Genomic DNA, 23,021 nt, shown 5'->3' with positions numbered 1-23,021 from the left:
AGAATTAAAACTCCAAACTCCTAGCTTCTAACTCCTAACTCCTCACTTCTAACTCCTAACTCCTAACTCCTCACTCAAAAAGCATACTCCACTGGATCAACAAGTCCCAATTCGGCAAAAGCTGCTAGCCGCAAGCGACAAGAATCACATATACCGCAGGCGACATCATTACCTGCATAGCAAGACCAAGTTAGCTCCCAAGGAACTCCCAATTGGTTACCCAGTTGGATGATTTCAGTTTTTTTCAGGTTGATTAAGGGTGCAACAATATTAATTGGTTGTCCCTCACGCCCTTGTTTGGTTCCCAGACGAAAAACTTCCTGCATCGCCTGGATATAGTCGGGGCGACAGTCAGGATATCCTGAGTAATCTAAAGCATTGATGCCGATATAGACACGTTCGGCTGCGATCGCTTCGGCAAAACCAAGAGCAAAGCTTAAAAAGATGGTATTACGAGCCGGAACATAAGTTACAGGAATATTTTGAGACATTTCATCCAGCGATCGCTCAAGGGGTAAATCAATGGCATCATCGGTAAGTGCTGAACCGCCCCATTGTCGTAAATCAAAATTAACCACCAGATGTTTTGCGATCGCAGCTTTTTGAGCAACAGTCAGGGCTGACTGTAACTCTCGTCGGTGTCGCTGCTGGTAATCAAAGGAAATAGCATGACATTCACAGCCATCAGCCTTAGCTTTGTATAGAATTGTGGAAGAGTCTAATCCCCCAGATAATAGAATTACAGCTTTCATCTCGGTTGCAAATTTTGGATTTTAAATCGCCAGATTACACTCCAACAAATTGTCAGGAAGCAATGCCAAAGCGACTCCTGAACCCTGTGAGTGATGACAAACAACCCCACACCTTAGATATTTCAAAGAAACAATCTACACTAGTTTCTCTCAAAAAGCGGTGTGATGTCTTCTCTACCAGACCCTACGCGTAGCTTGTTTCTTTGCAGGAGTACGTTTCTACGATGGATACTGCAAATAATCATACAAAAATATTTTCAATTAATCAGTGGTGATCATTTCCAATAGCATTTTTCTTTAAAAAAGCATAAATGTTACTTTTTCATCACTTTGTAATTTTAGTAGTATCAATTAAATATTGATCCCGGAAATTAATTGCCTAAATGCAACAATTAAGTTAAGTCGGAGCAAAAAAAAGCAATTCTTATAAATTTAAATATTTTACAATTAAACCTTACTTAATGTTTTAAAGTTAATAAAAAGACACATATTTATTGGAGAAAGTGCAAAATCCAAAACAAACCCGAACTATCTATACAAAAGATATTTGGATTACGGGAACCGATCGCAAACTTTGAAATTCTTCATAAACATAGGCTCTATGTTACCATCTGGATGGTTTTAGACGGATCGTAACTGGCATTTCGAGTATAAACGCCAACGGCCGTAGCGTCTCTAAATTTGGTGGTTGAGGAGAGAATAATAGTGCAAGATAGCATGTCAGTGGCAGAACCGAATCTATATACACAGCGTAACCAGCCACGACCGATCCGCATAGGCGTGATTGGAGTGGGTAACATGGGACAACATCACGCTCGCGTGCTGAGTTCAATGAAAGATGTTGAACTAGTCGGAGTGGCAGATATTAATGTTGAGCGAGGGCTAGAAACTGCCAGCAAGTACAAAGTGCGTTTTTTTGAAGATTACTGTGACCTGCTACCCCTTGTAGAAGCAGTTTGTGTAGCTGTTCCCACCCGTCTGCACTATGCCGTGGGCATCAACTGTCTGTTAGCGGGAATTCATGTTTTGATTGAAAAACCGATCGCAGCCAGTATTTCTGAGGCAGAGTCTTTAGTAAATGCCGCAGCTGAATCTGGGTGTATCCTGCAAGTGGGTCATATTGAGCGTTTTAACCCAGCTTTTAAAGAACTAAGCCAAGTGCTTAAAACTGAAGAATTGCTGGCGCTAGAAGCCCATAGAATGAGTCCTTACTCAGATCGAGCAAACGATGTTTCGGTTGTGCTGGATTTAATGATCCATGACATCGACCTACTTTTGGAATTAGCTGCTTCCCCAGTCACAAAATTGACTGCTAGCGGTACTCGCGCCCTAGACTCTGGTTATTTAGATTACGTAACTGCCACCTTGGGGTTTGCCAATGGTATTGTTGCTACTCTGACCGCCAGTAAAGTTACCCACCGGAAAATTCGTCGGATTGTCGCCCATTGCAAAAATTCATTCACTGAAGCAGATTTTCTCAAGAATGAAATTTTGATTCACCGACAAACGACTGCCAATTCTCTCACCGACCACCGACAAGTACTTTACAGGCAAGATGGTGTAATTGAAAAAGTCTACACCAGCAATATTCAACCCTTAAGTGCAGAATTAGAGCATTTTGTCAACTGTGTACATGGAGGCAATCAACCCTCAGTAGGCGGCGAACAAGCTCTCAAAGCTCTGAGACTGGCAAGTTTGATTGAGCAGATGGCGCTGGAAGATCGAGTTTTGAATCCATTAGACTGGCAATCAGAACCAAGAGTACAATCATTGACCCCCACAGCCTAGAAGAAGGGATGAGGGGGATGAGGGGGATGAGGGGGATAAGGTAAAATTTTCTCCCTGCTCTTTGGGGCAATCTCACAACCTCAGAACAAAACCCCCTTAGTATGTTTTTAAATTTGCCATCAAATCTTTAGATCCTCCCTAGTCCTTTAAAAAACCGACTAAGGAGGATCTAAAAAATTAGAAAATAAAATCTGCTGGTTGGTTTCATTGATTTTGTCAGGTTCGTAGCGAGCGATAAATCGTTCAATTTCAAGGGCTAGAGCTACTTACGAATTTTGATAAACCTTGCAATTAATGAAATAGCGCCTTAGTGGACTGTCTCATTAATTTTGATTACTTCCTAAGGGACTTCCAAATAAAAAAATGTTCCAAAACTGACGCAAAAACTCTCTCTATTTCTTCTCTCTGCGTTCTCTGTGGCTTTGTGGTTCGTTTATTGGAATAATTTATTTCTTGTCAGTCCCTAAGTAAGTGGGTCAAATTAAATATAAAACTTCACCCTGCCTCCGGCTGACCCCGACAATAATAAGGAGAGGGATTGAGGGTGAGGTTTGATATTATATTTAATTACGCCTACCTACTTAGTAAGCAAATGTGCAAAATCTAAGATTAAAGTCCTTACTACAAACTTTTTTACACCTTAAAATTAATCACATGAACCACTAGCTTCCACTTGTCTTACTCTGTTTATTCATTGCAATATCAACTTTTAGTGTAGCCGAATTACCTTGATACTTGCGGGGATAATTAGCTTTTAAAAAAGCTAAAGCGGAATCTTAGTCACAGGAATAGTACAGCAATTTCAGGAATTGACTTAATGCTCGAATGGATAACTAATACTATTAACTATTTTGGCTATTGGGGAATCGCCCTACTAATGTTCTTAGAGAACCTTTTTCCCCCCATTCCTTCAGAATTGATTATGCCACTGGCTGGATTTACAGCAAGTCCATATCAACCAGGGGGGGCAAAGCTGAATATTATTGGTGTGTTTTTCGCAGGACTTTTGGGTTCTGTATTGGGCGGACTTATTTGGTATTATCCAGGTAAGTTTTTAGGTGAAACCCGTTTGAAAGCTTGGGCTGACAAGTATGGCAAATGGCTGGCTATATCTAGTAAAGATATCACCAAGGCCAAAGAGTGGTTTGACCGACAAGGTAGAAAAGCAGTATTAATTGGCCGCCTTGTGCCAGGAATCCGCACCTTGATTTCTGTTCCCGCAGGTATCAGCAATATGCCCTTGCTGCCATTCTTGTTTTACACAACATTAGGTAGCGCGGCTTGGGTGGGTTTGTTAACATACTCAGGATACATATTGGGTAGTCAGTATGAACTTGTGGACAAGTACCTTGCTCCTGTATCCAAAATCGTACTTGGCGGTTTGGTTCTAGCATTTATTTTCTGGATATTCAAGCGCCAGTTAAGACGTTCTAGAAGATGAAACACGGACGCTTTTGGTTTGAAAGCAGTAAAAGCAGGGGTTACATCTGGCCAAAATTCGCCTACACTATGCCAAATAATACTAGATGTGCGAAGGCATGAGCTTATCGGAGGTATTGCCGAAATTAATTTTTGGCGTATTTCTAGCTACACTTGACGCAACCTAGAATTTATGGTTTCTCGCATTTTTGTAAGATGAGCATGACAACTTTTTACAGTTAAGTTTGAACTAGGAGCTTTCATGACAGACCAACCTTCCGCCGCTACACCCATCAATGCTGCTGCTATACCCATGAATAGAGTGTCAGCATCGACTCCGATCAATGCTGTTAATAATACTCCTCCCAAGACGGGCGCTGTTCCGGGGAAAACCATTCTCAGTGTTGATTTAGGCAGAACTTCCACAAAAACTTGTGTGAGTCGTGAACCCGGTAATGTGGTGTTTGTACCTGCCAACGTCAAGCAGATGTCAATCGAACAAGTCCGCGGCGGTGTTTTTGAAGCTAGGGCTACTGACCCCTTAATGGATTTGTGGCTGGAGTATCAAGGAAATGGATATGCTGTGGGTCAACTAGCAGCCGATTTTGGGGCGAATCTAGGAGTTGGGCAATCTAAGGTAGAGGCTGCACTGGTAAAAGTGTTAGCAAGTGCTGGCTACTTCAAACTTAGAGACGATATCTCAGTCGTACTAGGTCTGCCTTTTCTTTCCTTAGAACAATTTGAAAAAGAAAAAGCCCAGTTGATTAGCCAAGTAGGCGGGCCTCATGTGTTGAACTTCCGAGGCGAATCTATATCGCTGAATGTCAGTAAGGTATGGGTAATGCCAGAAGGCTACGGCAGTCTGCTGTGGTCTGAAGCTCAACCGAAGAAAAGTCCTGGTAGTCCCGATTTTACAAAAATATCGGTGGCGATCGTTGATATTGGACATCAAACCGTCGATCTTTTGATGGTAGATAACTTCCGTTTTGCCAGAGGTGCTTCTAAGAGCGAAGACTTCGGTATGAACAAGTTTTATGAATTGGTGTCCGCCGAAATCGAGGGAGCAGATAGTCAATCTCTAGCTCTGATTTCCGCTGTGAACAAACCCAGAGGTGAACGTTATTACCGTCCTAAAGGCGCTAGCAAGCCCACCAACCTAGATGATTTTCTTCCCAACCTCACGGAGATGTTTTCGCGCGAAATCTGTAGCCGTGTGCTAGCGTGGTTGCCAGAACGTGTTACCGATGTGATTCTGACTGGCGGGGGTGGTGAGTTCTTCTGGGACGACGTTCAACGTCTGCTTAAAGAAGCAAAGATTAATGCTCATTTAGCAGCACCTTCACGACAGGCGAATGCTTTGGGGCAGTATATTTATGGAGAGGCACAATTATCCTCCAATCGCGCTGCTAGGGCATAAAGCTGATGTTCCAATGGTCAAAAAAGGTAGTTAAATCCGTCACGTTCAACCCAGAGCTTGCTGATGAAAGCTTGTTAGCGCAAGTAGAAAGTTATTTGGACAAACAACCAGACAAGACTTTCAGCGACCTCTGTAAAGAAGCCTTATGGCAATCTTTATGTGTACCGGAACCTGTACAACCTGCTCCACATACAGCAGCAACAACACCGATTGAACAGCAAATCGGTGAACTGCAAGGTCAAGTGGCTGGACTTGAGGAACGTTTTTTTGCCAAGGGATCTAATCGTTTGGAGGCGATGGAACACCATCTACTGCAACTTTCTCAACAAGTTGCACAATTGGCGATCATAGTCAATGATCGATCGTTGATTCAGTCTCCAACTCAATTAGAAGTAGTAAATAATACTTCTTATACTGTTGCTACCCCTCCTCAAGAGGTTGACCCCGTAATCAGTCGCCTTAGTCAGTTTCTCGATGATTTTTAAGAAACAATCGCGTTTGTGAGCAGTTTTTGCTCCTCTTAACAATCCTTAATAATATTATCTATTAAGGATTGTTAATGTTTATATTTGTGTAGTTAAGCGATCGCTCATAATAGCGAATCATCACGGCAATCTGAGTTGATCTGTTCTGGTATTCTTGCAATCAATTGGGATTCGTCAACCTATGCCTGATTTTCGAGGTTGCATGAAGAATAATTTATAACCATTTGTAATCTGTACGCCTTACTTCAGCTAGCTATTGACAGATTATCATAGAAATCTAAGGCTTTCTGAGAAAGGCGATCGCTCATGACTACTGAGACAAATCCAGCAGCCATTGTGGAGTGGGAACCCCCCACCCCACCTACAGATTTAATTTTTGATGATGGTGAACCCTTGGAATCAAATCGCCACCGTATTGCCATGAATGTCCTGATTCGGTCATTGCAACAAACTTGGTGCGATCGCAATGATTTCTTCACTGGGGGCAATATGTTTATTTATTACAGCAGCACCCAGGTTCGTAATCGTGATTTCCGAGGGCCAGATTTCTTTGCAGTGCTAAATGTTGACGGCAATAACTCTAGACAGGGTTGGGTAGTCTGGGAAGAAAATGGTCGTTATCCTGATGTAATCGTGGAATTAATGTCACCATCTACGGCAGCAATAGACAAGGGTATTAAGAAAAACCTTTACCAAGAAACTTTCCGTACCTCAGATTATTTTGTCTATGATCCCTTTGATCCTAATTCTTTGCAGGGGTGGCATTTAGATGATAATCAGCAGTATCAGCCTTTAACACCAAATGAGTATGGGTGGCTATGGTGTAAGCGTTTAGGTTTATGGTTAGGGACGAGTGAGGGAACAATAGACAGAGAAACGGCGGTATGGTTGCGATTTTACGATGTGGCTAGCAATTTGGTTTTGTTACCAGAAGAAGCTGCTGTTGCACAAGCAGAAGGGGCTGCTGCACAGGTGGCTCGTTTAGCGGCTAGATTAAGAGAACTAGGGGAAAATCCAGATTTGTTGTGAATTTTGGCTTTTTTGATTCCAGCATTTTTTGTTTGAGATACTCTTAAGACTTATTTTGTAGGAGTAATATATGAAGAGACAAGTAATTATTTATCCAGGAGAAGATGGTTACTGGGTAGCTGAATGTCCGAGTTTACCTGCTTGCATCAGCCAAGGGAAGACCAAAGAAGAAGCTGTTGCCAACATCAAGGAAGCTATAGAATTATATATTGAGGTTTTACAAGAAGAAGGTCGGCCTATTCCAGAAGATCATCTGGAAACTGTTTTGGTTGATGTATGAGCAAATTACCTATCCTTTCTGGTCAAGAGTGCATTAAAGCTTTAAGGAAGGCTAGTTTTTATGTTTTACGACAACGTGGAAGCCACATTATTTTACGTCGAGATGAGGCATCTGCTGAAGTGGTTGTTCCGAATCATCAAGAATTAGATAAAGGAACTTTACGAGCAATTATCAGACAGGTTGGGCTGAGTGTTGATGAATTTATTGAATTGCTATAAGTGAAAAACTGGATGCGATCGCTATTTGGAAATACCAGAATAAGCAAATGCGATCGCTATTTGGAAATATTACAACAAATAAAGCTGCAAAACTAACGTTGAATCCGCACAAAGTGATATTTATCAGTCTCAGGTATTCGTTGAACTTTAATCAAGAAAATGTCATTTGTTGTGCGATCGCCTGATTGTGAAAATTGAATCTTTCCCGTTGCACCATCGACTGAAAAACTGGAGCGGCGTTTAACTCTTTCTGACTGCTAGCTTTGACTTTGAGTTTCTTACCGTTAGCCTCAACTTCCAATTCAATAGTTTTGTTGCCCAAACGATCGCTCAAATATCCCAACACTTTCTTAAAATTAGCTAGGCTCACCTCTGCCTACAACACTCCCACCACAAAAGCACCGAAAGGCTTGGCTTCTTTAGGGATTTCTGTAACTGCTACAAGTTCAGCACTTTCTACATCTAAGTCTCTAATTTCTCGCAGCAGTTTCCGTGTTTCTCGTTCTTGCTCATCTGCATCTAAGTCTGGATTTGAAAGAGTGATGGTTAGTTTGACGTTATAGCAGTCGCCAAAGCCGTTAGGACAGTTCGCGGAAAACGCGTCTTCAACAGCATACTTTGTGATTTTATTGTTGTCCTAAGCTCCCTGTCCGTTGCTATAGATTCAGAACTCATTTTGTACCCTTTTCGGTTTTAGGCAGTTGGCTGTTAACTAAAATTTAGGTTATTTCTCTATTGACATTATAACCTCTATGTGAATTTCCTGAAACTTCTTCGGTATTTTTACAATACAGCACTTCCCGCTATTATGAAGCACAATTTTACCCATATTCCTTTTCTATCCTAACTTTTGAGACTCTGTGCGTACCTCATAGCAGGCGGAAGTGCTGTATATATCCCCATAAATTAAATATGCGTCACCTGAAACCCTTGTAGAGACGTAGCACTCCTACGTCTCTACATTCATTGTCACCAGATGTTTATTAGTTACAAGCCCCCTTTTTGAGGGGGTTCTCTTGGGCGTAAGTCTTATTTAGCTGATTTAAAACAAATCTAAATCTGTCACAGCACCAATACTGCTAGAAGATACCAATTTGGCATATTTCGCCAACACGCCTTTAGTGTAACGCGGAACAGGGGGTTGCCAGTTAGCACGACGACGAGCCAATTCTTCTTCAGATATATTTAACTGCAACAAACGAGCCGGTGCATCAATAGTAATACTATCGCCTTCTTCTACAAGAGCGATCGCACCACCAACTGCTGCTTCTGGGGCAACATGACCAACTACCATGCCATAAGTACCACCAGAAAAGCGCCCGTCGGTAATTAATCCCACCGCATCACCCAAACCAGCGCCGATAATTGCTGAGGTGGGAGCCAACATTTCGCGCATTCCAGGCCCGCCCTTAGGCCCTTCGTACCGGATGATTAGAATATCACCAGCTTGAATCTTACCCGCCAAAATTGCATCTAAAGAAGCTTCTTCCGATTCAAATACCCGTGCGGGGCCGGTAATAACTGGTTTTTTCACGCCGGTAATTTTGGCGACAGCCCCTTCCGTTGCCAAATTACCTCTGAGAATAGCTAAATGTCCTTGGGGATACATCGGATTATTCCAAGTCCGAATCACATCTTGATTGGCGGATGGTTCTTCTGGTATATCTGCCAATATCTCTGCAATTGTTTTGCCAGTGATAGTAATGCTATCACCATGTAACAAGTCATGCACAAGTAGCATCTTCATTACTTGGGGAATGCCACCACCTTTGTGCAAATCTGTAGCTACATATTTACCGCTTGGTTTTAAATCACACAAAACGGGAACACGGGCGCGGATGGTTTCAAAGTCGTCTAGGGTTAATTCTACATTAGCAGCGCGGGCGATCGCTAAGAAATGCAACACTGCATTGGTCGAACCACCTACCGCCATAATCACAGAAATGGCATTCTCTATAGATTTGCGGGTGATAATTTGCCGGGGTAAGATTTGTTTGCGGATAGCTTCGACTAACGCATAAGCTGATTTTTCCGTGCTGTCGCCTTTTTCGGCATCTTCGGCTGCCATTGTCGAAGAATAGGGTAAACTCATCCCCAAGGCTTCAAATGCTGAAGACATGGTGTTAGCTGTGAACATTCCCCCACAGGAACCAGCGCCAGGACAAGCCCGACTTTCAACTTCTAATAATTCCTTTTCGTCAATTTTTCCAGCACTGTATTGACCAACTGCTTCAAAAGAACTCACAACAGTTAAATCGCGTCCGTTGTAGTGACAGGGTTTAATTGTGCCACCGTAAACGAATATTGCAGGGATATTCATCCGGGCGATCGCCAGCATTGCCCCTGGCATATTTTTATCACAACCGCCAATCGCTAGCACACCATCCATACTTTGTCCAGTACAGGCGGTTTCAATGGAATCGGCGATGACTTCCCGCGACACTAGGGAATATTTCATCCCTTCTGTTCCCATTGAAATCCCATCACTGATGGTTATTGTGCCAAACATTTGTGGCATCGCTCCGGCAGATTTTATACTAGCCTCTGCTATGAGCGCCAGTTGATTTATCCCCATATTACAGGGAGTGATTGTACTGTAGCCGTTGGCAATACCCACAATGGCTTTGTTGAAATCTTCATCTTTAAAACCAACTGCCCGCAGCATAGCTCGATTAGGCGATCGCTGCACTCCTTGCGTCACAATTTGGCTTCTTAAATTCTCTGACATTTTTTTTCCTTCCGTGCCTCATCGCTTGTATTGCGATTGTATTACCTGATTTTCTCATGTATACGTGGCGCGATCAAACCTTAGCAAGCATTGGTAATTCTCTATTTCTCAGATGTGCTTCTGTTGCTTTGACATCTCCCCCGGCTAGAAGCCGGAGGATTCTAAACTGATGTTGCTACGGGGTCTAAAAGACCCACTACGCAACGTTTGCGATATGATTTATTTAATCTCTTGAACAAATCAATTCGCTGTGGCACTTGTCAAAGATGCCCTACCCACCTCGGCTAGGTCTAATCCTAGATGTGTGGCTACTTTTCTCATGATGTTGGCGCTGCCATTGCAATCTGCGTTAACAACAAAGCCATCACGACTTTTGTACAATCCTCGTTCTATTCTTTTCCCTGAAGCTTTCCACCCTTGGGGCTTTTCGCCGCTTCGCGGTTCGGTAGTCACTCCTGGGGGAGACCCCAAAGACCGCGCTGCCTCACCGTGCTTGGGTAGGGAGTCGCAATCAAGAAAAGATGCCTTGCTTGTATATGCCTCCTCAGTAATTGTCAAAGTAATACCGTACTCAGGACAGAGTTGCTTTAACCTCTCAATTAATCGGCTAGTCGGAATAACCACGAAGTTTTGATTATTGCGTTTACCCATGTTGGCGTTTTGCTTTTGCCCTGCATTCCATCCAATAATAATGTTGCCTACTCGGTCATTTAGACATTGATTAACAATAAATCTAGCAGCTTTGTTAATCGCATCTCGCATTTGATTATTCCGTTTGCGCTGCACCCTATCAAGGTTGGAGTCCCAGTAAAAATCTGATTTTCCTTGCTTATATTTGGCAACCAAACGAGAATAACCTTGATTCAATGATCTGAGTTTGCGACCATCAATAATTAAACTTTTACCACGGGTTGAAACGCCTGTTACCCAATTAGATCCTCCGTGGTCAAAACTCCACGCTTGTGTGTAATCTAATTTGGGATTGCTTTCTATCGGCTCCTTGCCATCATAAATTACCCAATCAATCCATAATTGCCCGAAGTTTGGACGTACCGTTACTTCCTTAACCCAATCAGAATCAATAAATTTTGGGAGATATAATCTAATCTCAGTCAGTAATTCTGGTTTGCTTTCTTTACTAATTGAAGGCTTAAAGTAACCTTCAAAGAAGCTTAAAGCTTGACGTGGAAATGTAACAGCCGCTAGCCCTCCCCTCTTACGATATTTAGGCAAAGATGGTTTATCGACCTCACCGTTGTAGTAAGCTTTTACCAATCCGTTATAAGCTGTAATCGACTCACCAACCGACTTTAATGTTTGTTGTGCAGATTGAGCCGCCATTGCTTTGTAATGCACATTCGGCTTTTGAATCAAATCTAATTCAGGATAAGTTGTGCTGCATTTATAAGTTTTCCACCCACTACGTAAATCATCACCACGCCAATAAGTAGTAAAAGCATTGCCATTTTCTTGTAGTTTGGCGTAATGAATTTTCTTGGTTTCATACAATGCACAATTTATCAAGCTATTAGCATTCTCACACTGGTTTAGCCAAAAAATTGTTTCTTCATCATTAAATTTAGCTCTAATTGAACAGGTTTTATACACTTGTTTTTACCTCCTATATGTCTTACTATAATTGTTGTCAGAACATAAGCCAACAACATTTATTTAGTGGCTAAACTATCACCATCAGACTACGAATACAGGCGCACGAGTGGCTCAGTTTCATCCCTGAACTACCATTTTGTATTTGTTCCAAAACGGCGAAAAGCCGTGCTAATCAAAGAGGTAGCACAGCGTTTACAAGAGATTATATTGGAGTTAGTTATCGAGCATGGGTGGAAACTTGTCGCTTTAGAGATAATGCCTGATCATGTCCACTGTTTTCTGAATGTTCCGACTCATGAATCACCTGCGGAAGTAGCAAGGTGGATTAAAGGACGAGCATCTCATCATTTAAGACGTGAATTTCCACATCTAAAAAAACTTCCTTCTCTTTGGAGTCCTAGTTATTTTGTGGCTTCTACTGGTGCAGCGAGTACAGAAGTTGTGAGAAAATATATTGAGAATCAAAAAACTAATTAAAACGCGAAAGTGTCCCACGGGGATACTCCCCGGTGGGCGCATTTCGCTAAAATGTCTGATAAATCAGACAGCTAGCTTTCATCCCCCGGCTACAAGTTACATCTTCGGGGGTTCTCAGCATCTTTCCGATAGCGCTTAACCTCACCCCGATAAAGCTGTGCTTTATCTCCCCTCTCCGAACTCACAAAGAGGGGTTGGGGGTGAGATTTAAACCTCATAATAAATAATAAGGAAATTTCTTTTATAACTCTCAGCAGAACCTATCTGAAACGAACTGTATTAAGTTAAAGACTAGTGCATTTTGTCAATTCCCCTAAATACAGAAATCAATTTGCGTAACAATAATAAATATAAAAGGAAGAGGTAAATTCAGCTTACCTCTCCCTACGACTGTTAAATTATTAGAATTCTGCCTCGTGCCTTATTTTCCAGGCAGGTCTATTAAATTAAAGAACAATGTCGCTTGCCACTACTTGTGGTGCGCCTGCCAATCGAATCTCCAAGTTAGCCGATAGATTTCCATCAGTGTTAGCTTGAAGAATACCTCCTGAATAACGAACCTGACCTGCGCCGGTGAATGCGGCAGCCCCAATGAAAGTGAAGGTTTGGTTGCCCCTGATAGTGGAGTTGGCGTCGATATTAGATAGATCGATTACATCACCTGGCAACTTACCGTTTCCAAAAAAGTCAGTGATAACATCCCGTGAAGAACCAGCAGGACTATCTGAAACTGAGTTGAACTGGAAAGTATCGTTACCCGATCCTCCAGTCAGAATATCAGTCCCACTAGCGCCAACGAGGCGATCGTTGCCAGCACCACCGAGAAGGGTATCGTTGCCAGCACCAGCAGTAAGGACATCGTTGCCACCACCGCCAACGAGACTATCCCTACCACTACCACTGGTAAGGACATCGTTGCCAGCACCACCGATAAGGGTATTGTTGCCATTACCAGCAGTAATGACATCGTTGCCACCACCGCCATCGATGCGATCGTTGCCACTACCAGTGACAAAGACATCGTTGCCATTAGTGCCGTTAATCACCTTGTTACCACTACCGCTGACTTGGACAGAGTTGTTAGGAAGACTGACGGTAATGTTGTTGTTGGGAATAATGCCAGTGAGATCGGGAAAGATTGCCATAAATTAGCTTCTCCTGAGTTTAGAGGGTAGAAATTACCTCGTCACTTCACCATCAGAAAACGGTGTTGCTGATTAAGAGTATGAATTTCCTTTACCCCCAAGGTGCAAAGGAAATAGTTTCAAACATTAAACTTTTGAATTTCACACTTTTATTCAACAATGCCGAGAAAATAAGGTAAAGAAATAACGAGTGATAAGAGATAACTGAACCACACTTGACTTGGAACAGATTTTTCTGTTAAGTCCAAAGATTTTAGAAGCACTGTATATGTTGATGAGTTTGGCATCAAAATCGTGCCAAGGGTCATTTCTATATCCTTGTGCTTTATGTATTCAGTGGTTACAAGTACTAGGCTGCTAGGGAACAAGCAGATTTTATAGTACAGAATCGCATAGCTATTTACGATGTTTTTACTGTATTCACAATCACAAGATTATGATATTACCCTCAAGGCTACTTTTTTGGATCTATAAGAAATAATAATTAATCCTCTTTTGTTCCTCTCGCCCACAAAAAAATCTGAAACCTTTGCTTAGATAGGGTTTTGTAATATATGTAGGAAGAATAAAGTCATGATAGTACTCTGGGGGTAGTTTGTTTTATTTATAAAAAAAAGTGGCATTACATTAATTACCACTTTTTATTATAAATTTCTGATGAATTTTAACGAGGTAGAGGTAACCCTGTAACGGCTACTGCTCCGGCGATCGCACTGGCACAGAGCGAAGTCAGTGCTGTCCCCAATAACCACCAAGCAGCATTTGCAACGGTTTTTTTGGTTTCTTCAGCTTGCTTTTTAGCTTGTTGTTGGATCGCTTTCAGACGCTTTTGTGTTTCTTGTTGAATGCGTTCGGCTCGTTGTAGTACGCCATCTCGCGCCGCTTCTATTTGGTCGATTATCCTATTAGCATCCTCTTGGGAAATATCCTCACGAGAACTGATGACAGCAACTAGGGTATCACGATCAAATTGACTGAGGCGATCGCGCAATGCTTCAAATCCGGCTTGGGGATCGTCGAAGACTTTTGCAAAGTCTTGCTTAATACCTTCATAGTTGAGTTCGGAACGATCCAGCGAGTTGAGATAGTTACGAACTTTAGCAAAAACTCCATCAAGCACCGATTGGACTCTTTGCTGGATTTGCTGGAATTGTTCGACAATGGAGGTGCGAACCGACTCAATTTGATCCACAATCCGGTTAGCCTCTTCTTCTGAAATGTCTTCCCGTTGGGATAAGAGCGCCACAATTGTCGAACGATCCAATTTGGAGGCGCGATCGCTTAAACTTCCAATTCCAGCGCGGGGAGAAGACAGCAGCAATTGCAAATCGCGTTTAATTGCTTCTGGGTTGAGTTCTTCTTTGTTAGTGTTACGCAGATATTCTTCCAGATTGGCTTCAAAATCTAAAGCTTGTTGAGCAGTCCGCTTGGCTAAACGTCGTGGCGCTCTCACAATACTAGCGATCGCATCTTGTGCTTGATCGATTATCTGATTAACTTGCTCTTGGCTCAAGTCTCCTCGTTGACTCACGAGTTTAACCAAGGTTTCTCGATCGACATTAGATAAGCGATCGCGCAGTGCTAAGGCTCCTGCTTTGGGATCATCGAGTAATTTTTCCAAATCGCTCTTGATACCTTCGGGATCAAGTTCTTCTAAGTTGGTATTGCGGAGATATTCAGCAACCGCTTTTGTAGTTTTTTCGTACTGTTCTCTGGCTTGCTGCGGTACTTGCAAAATACTATTTCGGACTGCTTCAATCTGATCGAGAGTTTGGTTTATCTGTTCTTCGCTCAAATCTTGACGCTGACTGAGCAATTGTACTAATGTATCCCGATCGAATTGCGATAAGCGCGAAGTCAAAAGGCTAATTCCAGCTTGGGGATCGTCTAACAAAATTCTAAACTCACGTTTAATACTTTCGGGATTGAGTTCATCTTTGTTAGTATTCCGCAAATAATCTTCAACTCTTTGGCGCAGTTCATCTGCTTTAGCTTTTGCTTGTTCTTGCAGTTCTCTTGCACGATTTAAGAAATTATCACGGTTGCTTTCGAGTTGACTAACAATATTATTAGCTTCCTCTTCGCTGATATCTTGACGCTGTTGCAACAATTGTACATAAGTATCGCGGTCGAATTGCCCGAAGCGATCGCTTAAATCTTCAAACCCAGCTTCTGGATCTTCTACCAACTTCTTAAAGTCGCGTTCAATACCTTCAGGGTTGAGTTCTTCTTTCCCCGTCGAACGCAGATAATCTTCAATGCGGCTGCGGAAATCTTGCCCTTTTTCTCGCCCTTGGGCTTGTTTTACAGTTTCTAAAACTTCCGAGCGATCGCTTTCCATTTGTTCGGAAATTTCTTTCACCCTAGCTTCACTGATATCACCTCGTTGCTTCAGCAAATTGGCGAAATATTCTTGATTTATTTCTTCCAATTCCCGTCTCACAGTTGTCGGATCTGCATTAACGTCATAGATGAGTTCTTTAAATTCATCTTTTAAGGTAATGCGGTTAAAATGCCAAGGAAAGGAATTCAATATGTAATCTTCTACATCTGCCTTAATTGTGTTTTCGGGTGATATGGGCAAGCTTGCAGATACTTGCTCAGTTGCTTGTTCTCTAAGCTTTTGTAATTGTTCCGTGATTTGATTGACATCGACATCTTGAATTTTTCCTTTCAGTTTTTGCAACTGATTAGTAATTTTGTTGATATCAATATTGGAAAGGTTGGTCTGATTTAGCACTGCTGGTACAGCCGCACTCAAGCCATATCGAATAGCTTGCTTGATTACACCATTGCCGTTTCCAGCTCCGACTGTAACCAGTTGTTGAAGGCGTTCACCTAATTGCTCTGAATTCAATTCTTCAGGTGTTGCAGACTTAAGTAAATTAATTACTTGTTCTGTGGAATTGCTCGGATTTAAAGCTTGTTGCCAAGCTCCTTCAAATTGGTCAGCTATGCGGTTGATATCTTCTTGAGATAAATCTGTGCGACTGCTAATTAAATCAACAAATGTTTGACGATTTATGTTTTGCAATAAATCGTTATTCGCAACAGATTGCAAATCTGTATCTTTAAGAAGCTGGTCAAATTGGTTACGAATTTCTGCGATATCAAGCTTTGGTAATTGCAGAGAGCCTAAAGAACTTTGCAGTGTATTTCTAATATCTTCGGGATTAAAACCTGAAGTTAATTCTCGTCGGACTGCGGCTGTAATATCTTCAACAGTAGAAACTAACTGTTTTTTCGCAGTATTAGCACTGATACCAGCAGTTGCTGTACCCATCAAAGTTTGAAACCCAGAAGTGACAGTACTAGCGATAGAACCAATAAAAGAACCGACTGCTGATGAACCAAACCAAATTACCAGTGAGAAATAGGTAGCCCAGATTACTACACCGATAATTGAACCTAGAAATTGGCTTTCGATTAAGCTAAGTTTTACCGCTAGAAAACAAGCAATAAATAATGCAATACTAACGGTTAGTAACGCCCAAGCACCAATTTTGGTTTGAACTGAACGAATTTTACTACCCAAACTTTCTGACTCATCATCAGAATCTGAGTCAATTTCCCAAGATGAAATTCCTACAGCGACTGAAAAGTTAGTCAATAATAATTGAAAGGCAAATGCCATTAAAACTCCAGCCACCAATGCTACCAAGAATTTAGGTCCAGAAAAAAGAACTGATGCTTCTTCTGGAGTTAGTGCCTCCTTAGCTATTATTGGCGCTAATCCAAAAGATAGCCAGTTCCATCCCCAACTAGTTAAAACACCTTGAAACATAGTATCTTCTCACTTGCAGTCAATTAAATAACCATTGGTAAAATGATCTATTTATCAATTTACTTACCTGTTAGATAAGCTGACACTTTCTTAGGTAATAAGTTTGCTTGTCAAAAGTCGTATCTTACAAAAAATAAATCTTTTTACTAAAGAAAATAATGTAAAGTTTGGTGATTTTATATTAATTTTTTTGAGAAAATTCTTTCATTTTGTAATAGTAAAAAATGCCACCAAAAGTTTAAATTAATACATAGATAGATATTTTTATTAAAGATTAAATTTAATAGATAGGTTATTAATAGAAATTTAGCTAATTTTAAAATATTAATTTTAGAGATTGTTTTGATAAATTAAATAATCAACATCTAATTTACATCAAGCATAAATTATTTGATTATTTAAATTTGTTCCTATCTTTAGATACAGGCACGTATGTCTAATGATAGAGATAAAATTTCTTCCAAGCGATTGATGAAATATAAACACAAAGATGTATTAATAAGGTGGTTAGGAGCTATAAATTAGTAAATAATTAATTTTTGCTGAGGAGAAAGACTAATGGTTGTAGGTGTACATAAACGTGGTGTAGGTGTATTTTCTCATCGTCGAGATGTTGAACATGCCCTACATGAATTAAAAAAAGTTGGTTTTGACATGAACAGAGTCTCTGTCATCACCCAGGATGGAGACAAAGATGATATTGCTGGGGCTGAAGTACGCGATCGCGTGGGTGATAAATCTGACGAAGGCGCTAAAGTCGGAGCAGCTACAGGTGGCGCTTTGGGCGGATTGACTGGCTTATTAGTCGGTCTTGGTACTTTGGCAATTCCTGGACTCGGGCCAATTATGCTGGCTGGAGCCGCAGCAACAACCTTAGCTACTACTCTGGCTGGCGCTGGTATTGGTGCAGTAGCTGGTAGTTTGCTTGGTGCATTAGTTGGTTTAGGAATTCCCGAAGAACGAGCCAGAGTTTACGACGAACGCGTAAAACGGGGACACTATTTAGTCATCCTAGATGGCACAGATACAGAAATCGCCAGAGCAGAAGCAGTTCTACATCAGAGTGGTGTCGAAGAGTTTGGCATTTATGAGAACCCAGATGCTAAAAGGGTAACTGCTGATTATGTGCCTCCAACTTCTAATATGGCTGATGTTGGCATTTATAACAACCCAGATCCTAGAAATGCAACTGCTGATTATGTCCCTCCAACTTCTAATGTGGCTAATAGTGGTGTTGCAAAACGCGCGATTGGAGTCTTTTCTCATCGCCGAGATGCAGAAGCAGCAATTACAGAATTACGAGATGCAGGTTTTCCCTTAAATACAGTCTCCATCATAGCCAAAGATGCAAAGGGTCAGGGGATCGCTGGTGTAGATGTAGATAAAAATGTCGCTTCAGGTAATAAAGCAGACGATGGTGTAAAAGCTGGAGCAGCTACAGGTGGAGTCGTAGGCGGCTTAACTGGCTTATTAGTTGGTCTGGGAACTTTAGCAATTCCTGGAATCGGGCCTGTGATTGCAGGTGGTGCAGCAGCGACGGCTTTAGCATCAACAGTAGCTGGCGGTGCGATTGGTGCAGCAGCTGGCGGTATTGTTGGCGGACTCGTTGGCTTGGGAATTCCTGAAGACAAGGCGCGAGTTTATAGCGATCGGTTCCAAAGAGGCGACTATTTGGTAATTATCGATGGTACCGAAGCTGAAATTCGCAAAGCTGAACCCATTCTCAATCGTAGAGGCATTCAAGAATTTGCTATTTATGATGGTACTGATTTAGCCGAACATCGCCCAGGTTTAGATCGAGTAACGCATCACGAAACACCAGTTGTGAATAGTGCTCCAGCAGTTGTCAATAGCGATCGCACCAATTATTCAACAGGTCTTCATGGAGACGATCCTGCTGTAGTCATTATTGACCGGCGTGATGAAACACTCTAACTCTAGGTAGTTGTCACTCACACTAATTTGCTTTAATTTAAGGAGCAAGAAGATAAATTTGCTCCTAACTTAAGAAACTTGCTCCTTACTTCTGCCGTGAATATCCACACACTCGACAAGTTTCACTTTCCGATTCAGAATTAAACCTATGCAAAAGCTAACTCCCTTCTTAATTAGTTCACTTTTAATTTTTGGTGTTGCTGCTTGTGATAACGCTTCTAAAACAAGTGAATCTGCACCCAATAATCCTAACGAAGCTCCATCATCACCGACTGCACAAACAACAACAGCTTCTCAACAAGACGCTCAAAGTGATGTTCGCAAAAGACAACTTAATTCTGATATCCGCGCCCGCGAACAGCGCAATAATACAACTGGTGGCGATGCACAAAGAGCTACAGGCGACCTAGCAAGTGAAGTTCGCTCCAAGTTAGAAGCTAACATACCCAAGGGTCAACTAACAGTTGATGCAACAAAAGATGGGATTGTCACTGTCGCAGGAACTGTGAACAATCAGAAGGAGTTAGCTAAAATTGAACCTTTATCTAAACAGATTAAAGGTGTCAAAACTGTAGTTGTTAAAGCAACTGTTATTCCTCCAACAAAATAAAGCAGCTAACAACAAATTCAACTGAGTAGGTAGGCAAAAATAAATTTAGATGCTCCTGCTCAATCTTAGTGGTCAGTTATATTTATTACTGACTACTAAGAATTGACAACTGATGACCTGAATAATTATATTTATTGATGCTCACAGTTATACAAGTTTTTACTTACGGAAAATATAAATTATGGAAACCGAACAACAGCAACGTGAATCCATCAATGCCTCCTTTTCACAAGGTACGCTAGCAATTGAAGGTACAGATACTGCAAACTTGCCAAAGTTACCACCAGCATCTGAACCGGAATCTCAATTGCAGCAAATTAGCAGACAAGTTTCTCAATTTTTGGAACAATTACCCGAATATTTAGGTAGGTTTTTTAGCAACTACAAGCAGGCTCTAACAACAGTTGGTTTGATTTTGGCGGCGATTGTTACAGCCAAGCTAGTATTAGCAGTATTGGATACAATCAATGATATTCCATTACTATCACCGACTTTTGAATTAATTGGAATTAGTTATGGCACCTGGTTTATTTCCCGTTATCTACTGAAGGCTTCAACTCGGCAAGAATTAGCCGATGAAATTCAATCACTGAAGAACCAATTTTTAGGCGAATAAATTTATCAACCATTAACTAGTACACTATGGCGTAAGTTGGTCTAATTTTAACAATTTGCTTAAGCCAACCTTTACTAGCCTTACCAGACTAGTCTGTATCGTTCACTAATTACATATATACAATCTAAATGTTCACATTCCCGACTTCTTAGACAAGTCGGGAATTTTGTATTTTATTTCGGATACAAAACGCACTAGGGACACAATAATATTCATTGCTATCATTGTCAACTTCAGCTACAACGCTTGTTTTAGACGATGAACGGAAATTACATGTATTGAGCCTGACTTGAGATTAGTCTTTTAAATACATCAAAAGATAGAGAGTATAAGATTATATTTAATTTTAAATCACTTCTAAAGATAGTAGATTGAAGATGAAAAACAACCTAATCTAGGCTTTGAGGTTATTTAATAGATTCTTTAATGAGGACATAATTTATGGCTAATGAACCAGTTAATCAAGGTATAGATTCATCTGATAGAGCTGAAGTAGATACATACGATCGCGGCATTATCCCAGCTGAAACAGCTGCTCGGATCGAAAGAGAGGGAAATTTGTACAAAACACTCCCTACAGAAGAAAGGGAGGCAGATGCACCTACCGATGACCAAACCGATCCAGACAGTATACGCACCACTGACGGATATACCGTGGACAAAGAAGGTTTGTTAAACAACTATGCAGTTGAACCGGAAATGTACTACGAAGAACCGGGTGATGCACGCAAACAAGCAGCAGCCGAAGCCGCCCAACGTGTTGAAGAACTCGGAGAAGTTAATCAGGACGAGGAAGGCAAGTTGACCGAAAATAGTGATACACGCGGTAGAGGCCCAGGAATAATTTAATTACAATCATCTCTTTTTGCTGGGTGTAATTACAGGTGAGAAGGCTAAATAAGTGTTTTGTAGAGATGCAATGATTGCGTCTCTACTTGTATTTATGGGCTATGAGACCAATATTTCGAGAAGTACTAGTGGTCTGTCCCATTAATTTTGCAGGGCTGCGAGATCCCCGACTTCTTCAAGAAGTCGGGGATCTGAACACCACCAACCTCTGAAAACTTTTGGGACAGACTGCTAGATAATCAACGGTTCAAGTTCACGATCGTGCCATTGTCGCTGATACCATTCGGCAACCAAGGGATGGATAATGAACTTGGGATGGCCTTCGCCTTTAACGTCAATACGTAAACCTGAGTAAGGTCGTCGCTTCTGAAAACCTTGACCATTGCGACCAATGAACAGATGCGATCGCGCCACTAATCTATTTTCATTTCCAAAAGTCTCCATCAAATCTGCTCCCTCAATCCGTTGGCGGCGCAAACTAAAGCCGCTACCGCCACAAACAATCCAGTGGATATGAGAATCAGCGTGTCCTGTATCCATTGTCTCCAGGTGTTCCAAGCAGTGGGCGTGACCGTTTAATACTAAATCGATCAAAGGACGCCCCTGATTTAGGGAACCTATTTCTTTAGCTACCGCATCCAGCACGCCACGAAGGCGATCGCGAATTATCAGAGTTTGTGCTTGTTGCCATTTTGTCGCTTCAGTTACATAAGGTGGATGATGGAAATAAATCACCCTTCCCCGAACTTCAGAGTTATTCCAAGATTCAATTAATTTTTGCTTGAGCCAGTCTAGTTGTTCAGTGTCAGTCAGGGTTGTTTTATCAGCAGCTAATTGCTTGTCGATATCAACAATAATTTCTTCAATCTGTGACAGCTTGGCGTGGTAGTCGTCTAATTGGTCAGCCTCAATAGGGTTTTCTGGACGAAGCTTGGCTGAGATTTCAATGATTTGTTGCTTTTCTTGCTCTAAATCTTCACGACGTTTTTGTAAAGTTCTGCGATCGGCATCGCCTTGTTTTGTTTTAGGTAGAGGCGGTGGATCGTTAAATGTATTTGAATCCAAGGCAAAGAAATCAATACCGCCATAGCGAAAAGTGTAGTAGCGATTGGGAAGGCGGGTAAAATGCCCAGGTTGATAGCTCAGACAATCACCTGTATCTGTTTTAGCTGTGTAATACTGATTTAAATGATTATTTAACTCTCCTGGAAGCTGAAACGCCTGAAGATAGTCCAGAAATGCTCGTGCGTAGGCTTCACCTGTTCCTGAACCATGCAAGCCTACATCTAGGTCTAAGCGCGATCGCAATAGGCGGCGAATGGGTAATGTTGTCAGAGAAGCCAAGCTCAATAGAATCGGCAAGTTATAGTAATCGTGATTACCCGGTACAGGTAAAATGGGCAGCTTAAAAATCATCTGGTCATAAGCAATCTGTCGGGGATGCTCTCCCCCCAAGAGAAACTCTCGATAAGGCTGGATGAAGTTTTGCTGATAGTATTCACTCGATCCCACTAAATAGATCACATCCCCCGTATGCAGCATAAAACGGGATTCGCTGTGATGGGGCAACATGAGTTCAGCTACCTTTCGCTGGGGGTTGTGTCCCCGGTGTTTGCCGGAACCACTATCACCTACAACTAAAAATGAGAACTCAGAATTGTCTGTTTGTCCATCCTGCAACACCAGCCGAGTTTGGTCGATGTTCCGTTCTGCAATTAACGGATCTTGCCACCGTACCCGTTGATTCATTTTACGAATTTTGTTAGCGATCGCTGGATCAGATACAAGTTTCAATGCAACCTACTCCTGAGTTTTTTACAAGAGATGATCAGGGCGATGAGGGCGATGAGGAGGACAAGGAAGAATTTACTTCCCTAT

18 protein-coding genes and 1 pseudogene are annotated in these 23,021 nt (G+C 41.7%); 12 read left to right on the top strand and 7 right to left on the bottom strand.

Annotation, left to right across the window (positions count from 1 at the left end; all coding sequences use genetic code 11):
- Positions 1-74 precede the first annotated feature (74 nt).
- Positions 75-752: a 7-cyano-7-deazaguanine synthase QueC gene (queC, locus tag V7K32_RS14740; protein ID WP_334994383.1), complete on the bottom strand. Its 678-nt coding sequence runs from the start codon at positions 750-752 to the stop codon at positions 75-77.
- A gap of 705 nt (positions 753-1,457) precedes the next feature.
- Here queC and V7K32_RS14735 point away from each other — a divergent pair.
- The 7 genes from V7K32_RS14735 to V7K32_RS14705 all read left to right on the top strand — a co-directional run bounded on the left by V7K32_RS14735 (position 1,458) and on the right by V7K32_RS14705 (position 7,388).
- On the top strand, positions 1,458-2,540 hold the full coding sequence (locus V7K32_RS14735; RefSeq protein WP_334994381.1) for a Gfo/Idh/MocA family oxidoreductase: 1,083 nt from the start codon (positions 1,458-1,460) through the stop codon (positions 2,538-2,540).
- 817 nt (positions 2,541-3,357) lie between these two features.
- Positions 3,358-3,981 (top strand): DedA family protein, encoded by a 624-nt coding sequence (locus V7K32_RS14730; protein WP_334994379.1) that lies wholly within the window; start codon positions 3,358-3,360, stop codon positions 3,979-3,981.
- Between the two features lie 240 nt (positions 3,982-4,221).
- Positions 4,222-5,376: a ParM/StbA family protein gene (locus tag V7K32_RS14725; RefSeq protein ID WP_334882855.1), complete on the top strand. Its 1,155-nt coding sequence runs from the start codon at positions 4,222-4,224 to the stop codon at positions 5,374-5,376.
- Between the two features lie 5 nt (positions 5,377-5,381).
- The gene (locus V7K32_RS14720) at positions 5,382-5,861 is read left to right on the top strand and encodes a plasmid segregation centromere-binding protein ParR (protein WP_334994376.1); all 480 of its coding nucleotides are present in this window, start codon (positions 5,382-5,384) and stop codon (positions 5,859-5,861) included.
- Between the two features lie 306 nt (positions 5,862-6,167).
- Positions 6,168-6,890, top strand: a complete 723-nt coding sequence (locus V7K32_RS14715) for a Uma2 family endonuclease (protein ID WP_334994374.1) — start codon at positions 6,168-6,170, stop codon at positions 6,888-6,890.
- Between the two features lie 70 nt (positions 6,891-6,960).
- Entirely contained in the window at positions 6,961-7,170 is a 210-nt protein-coding gene (locus V7K32_RS14710; RefSeq protein WP_334994372.1) for a type II toxin-antitoxin system HicB family antitoxin, read from the top strand.
- Positions 7,167-7,388, top strand: a complete 222-nt coding sequence (locus tag V7K32_RS14705; RefSeq protein WP_334994370.1) for a type II toxin-antitoxin system HicA family toxin — start codon at positions 7,167-7,169, stop codon at positions 7,386-7,388. The genes V7K32_RS14710 and V7K32_RS14705 overlap by 4 nt, the downstream gene beginning before the upstream one ends.
- Positions 7,389-7,539: 151 nt before the next feature.
- On the opposite strand, the gene V7K32_RS14700 is transcribed toward V7K32_RS14705, so the two are convergent.
- The 3 genes and pseudogenes from V7K32_RS14700 to V7K32_RS14690 all read right to left on the bottom strand — a co-directional run bounded on the left by V7K32_RS14700 (position 7,540) and on the right by V7K32_RS14690 (position 11,724).
- A complete protein-coding gene (locus V7K32_RS14700) occupies positions 7,540-7,758 on the bottom strand; it encodes a hypothetical protein (protein ID WP_334994368.1) in 219 nt (72 codons plus the stop codon).
- Positions 7,759-8,430: 672 nt separating this feature from the next.
- The gene (gene ilvD / locus V7K32_RS14695) at positions 8,431-10,116 is read right to left on the bottom strand and encodes a dihydroxy-acid dehydratase (protein WP_334994366.1); all 1,686 of its coding nucleotides are present in this window, start codon (positions 10,114-10,116) and stop codon (positions 8,431-8,433) included.
- A 161-nt stretch (positions 10,117-10,277) separates the two neighbouring features.
- A pseudogene (locus V7K32_RS14690) lies at positions 10,278-11,724 on the bottom strand (RNA-guided endonuclease InsQ/TnpB family protein).
- A 66-nt stretch (positions 11,725-11,790) separates the two neighbouring features.
- Between V7K32_RS14690 and tnpA the strand changes: the two are divergent.
- Positions 11,791-12,204 (top strand): IS200/IS605 family transposase, encoded by a 414-nt coding sequence (gene tnpA / locus V7K32_RS14685; protein WP_334994364.1) that lies wholly within the window; start codon positions 11,791-11,793, stop codon positions 12,202-12,204.
- A gap of 446 nt (positions 12,205-12,650) precedes the next feature.
- On the opposite strand, the gene V7K32_RS14680 is transcribed toward tnpA, so the two are convergent.
- Positions 12,651-13,349, bottom strand: a complete 699-nt coding sequence (locus V7K32_RS14680; protein ID WP_334994362.1) for a calcium-binding protein — start codon at positions 13,347-13,349, stop codon at positions 12,651-12,653.
- A gap of 664 nt (positions 13,350-14,013) precedes the next feature.
- Positions 14,014-17,133, bottom strand: a complete 3,120-nt coding sequence (locus V7K32_RS14675; RefSeq protein WP_334994360.1) for an MFS transporter — start codon at positions 17,131-17,133, stop codon at positions 14,014-14,016.
- 558 nt (positions 17,134-17,691) lie between these two features.
- On the opposite strand from V7K32_RS14675, the gene V7K32_RS14670 reads away from it, so the two are divergent.
- From V7K32_RS14670 to V7K32_RS14655, 4 genes are all read left to right on the top strand, one after another.
- Positions 17,692-19,068 (top strand): histidine kinase, encoded by a 1,377-nt coding sequence (locus V7K32_RS14670; protein ID WP_334994358.1) that lies wholly within the window; start codon positions 17,692-17,694, stop codon positions 19,066-19,068.
- Positions 19,069-19,216: 148 nt separating this feature from the next.
- Positions 19,217-19,678 (top strand): BON domain-containing protein, encoded by a 462-nt coding sequence (locus tag V7K32_RS14665; RefSeq protein WP_334994356.1) that lies wholly within the window; start codon positions 19,217-19,219, stop codon positions 19,676-19,678.
- A 181-nt stretch (positions 19,679-19,859) separates the two neighbouring features.
- Positions 19,860-20,294 (top strand): CAAD domain-containing protein, encoded by a 435-nt coding sequence (locus tag V7K32_RS14660; RefSeq protein ID WP_334994354.1) that lies wholly within the window; start codon positions 19,860-19,862, stop codon positions 20,292-20,294.
- 441 nt (positions 20,295-20,735) lie between these two features.
- Positions 20,736-21,143 carry a hypothetical protein gene (locus tag V7K32_RS14655; RefSeq protein WP_334994352.1) on the top strand — a complete coding sequence of 136 codons (408 nt, stop codon included), beginning with the start codon at positions 20,736-20,738 and terminating at the stop codon, positions 21,141-21,143.
- Between the two features lie 231 nt (positions 21,144-21,374).
- Here V7K32_RS14655 and V7K32_RS14650 read toward each other — a convergent pair whose 3' ends face one another.
- Positions 21,375-22,937 carry a metallophosphoesterase family protein gene (locus tag V7K32_RS14650; protein WP_334994350.1) on the bottom strand — a complete coding sequence of 521 codons (1,563 nt, stop codon included), beginning with the start codon at positions 22,935-22,937 and terminating at the stop codon, positions 21,375-21,377.
- Positions 22,938-23,021: the final 84 nt, after the last annotated feature.

The organism is Nostoc sp., assembly GCF_036917635.1.
GTDB lineage: Bacteria > Cyanobacteriota > Cyanobacteriia > Cyanobacteriales > Nostocaceae > Nostoc.
The sequence above is the reverse complement of the archived record's forward strand: the minus strand, read 5'-3'. Positions and strand labels throughout refer to the sequence as shown.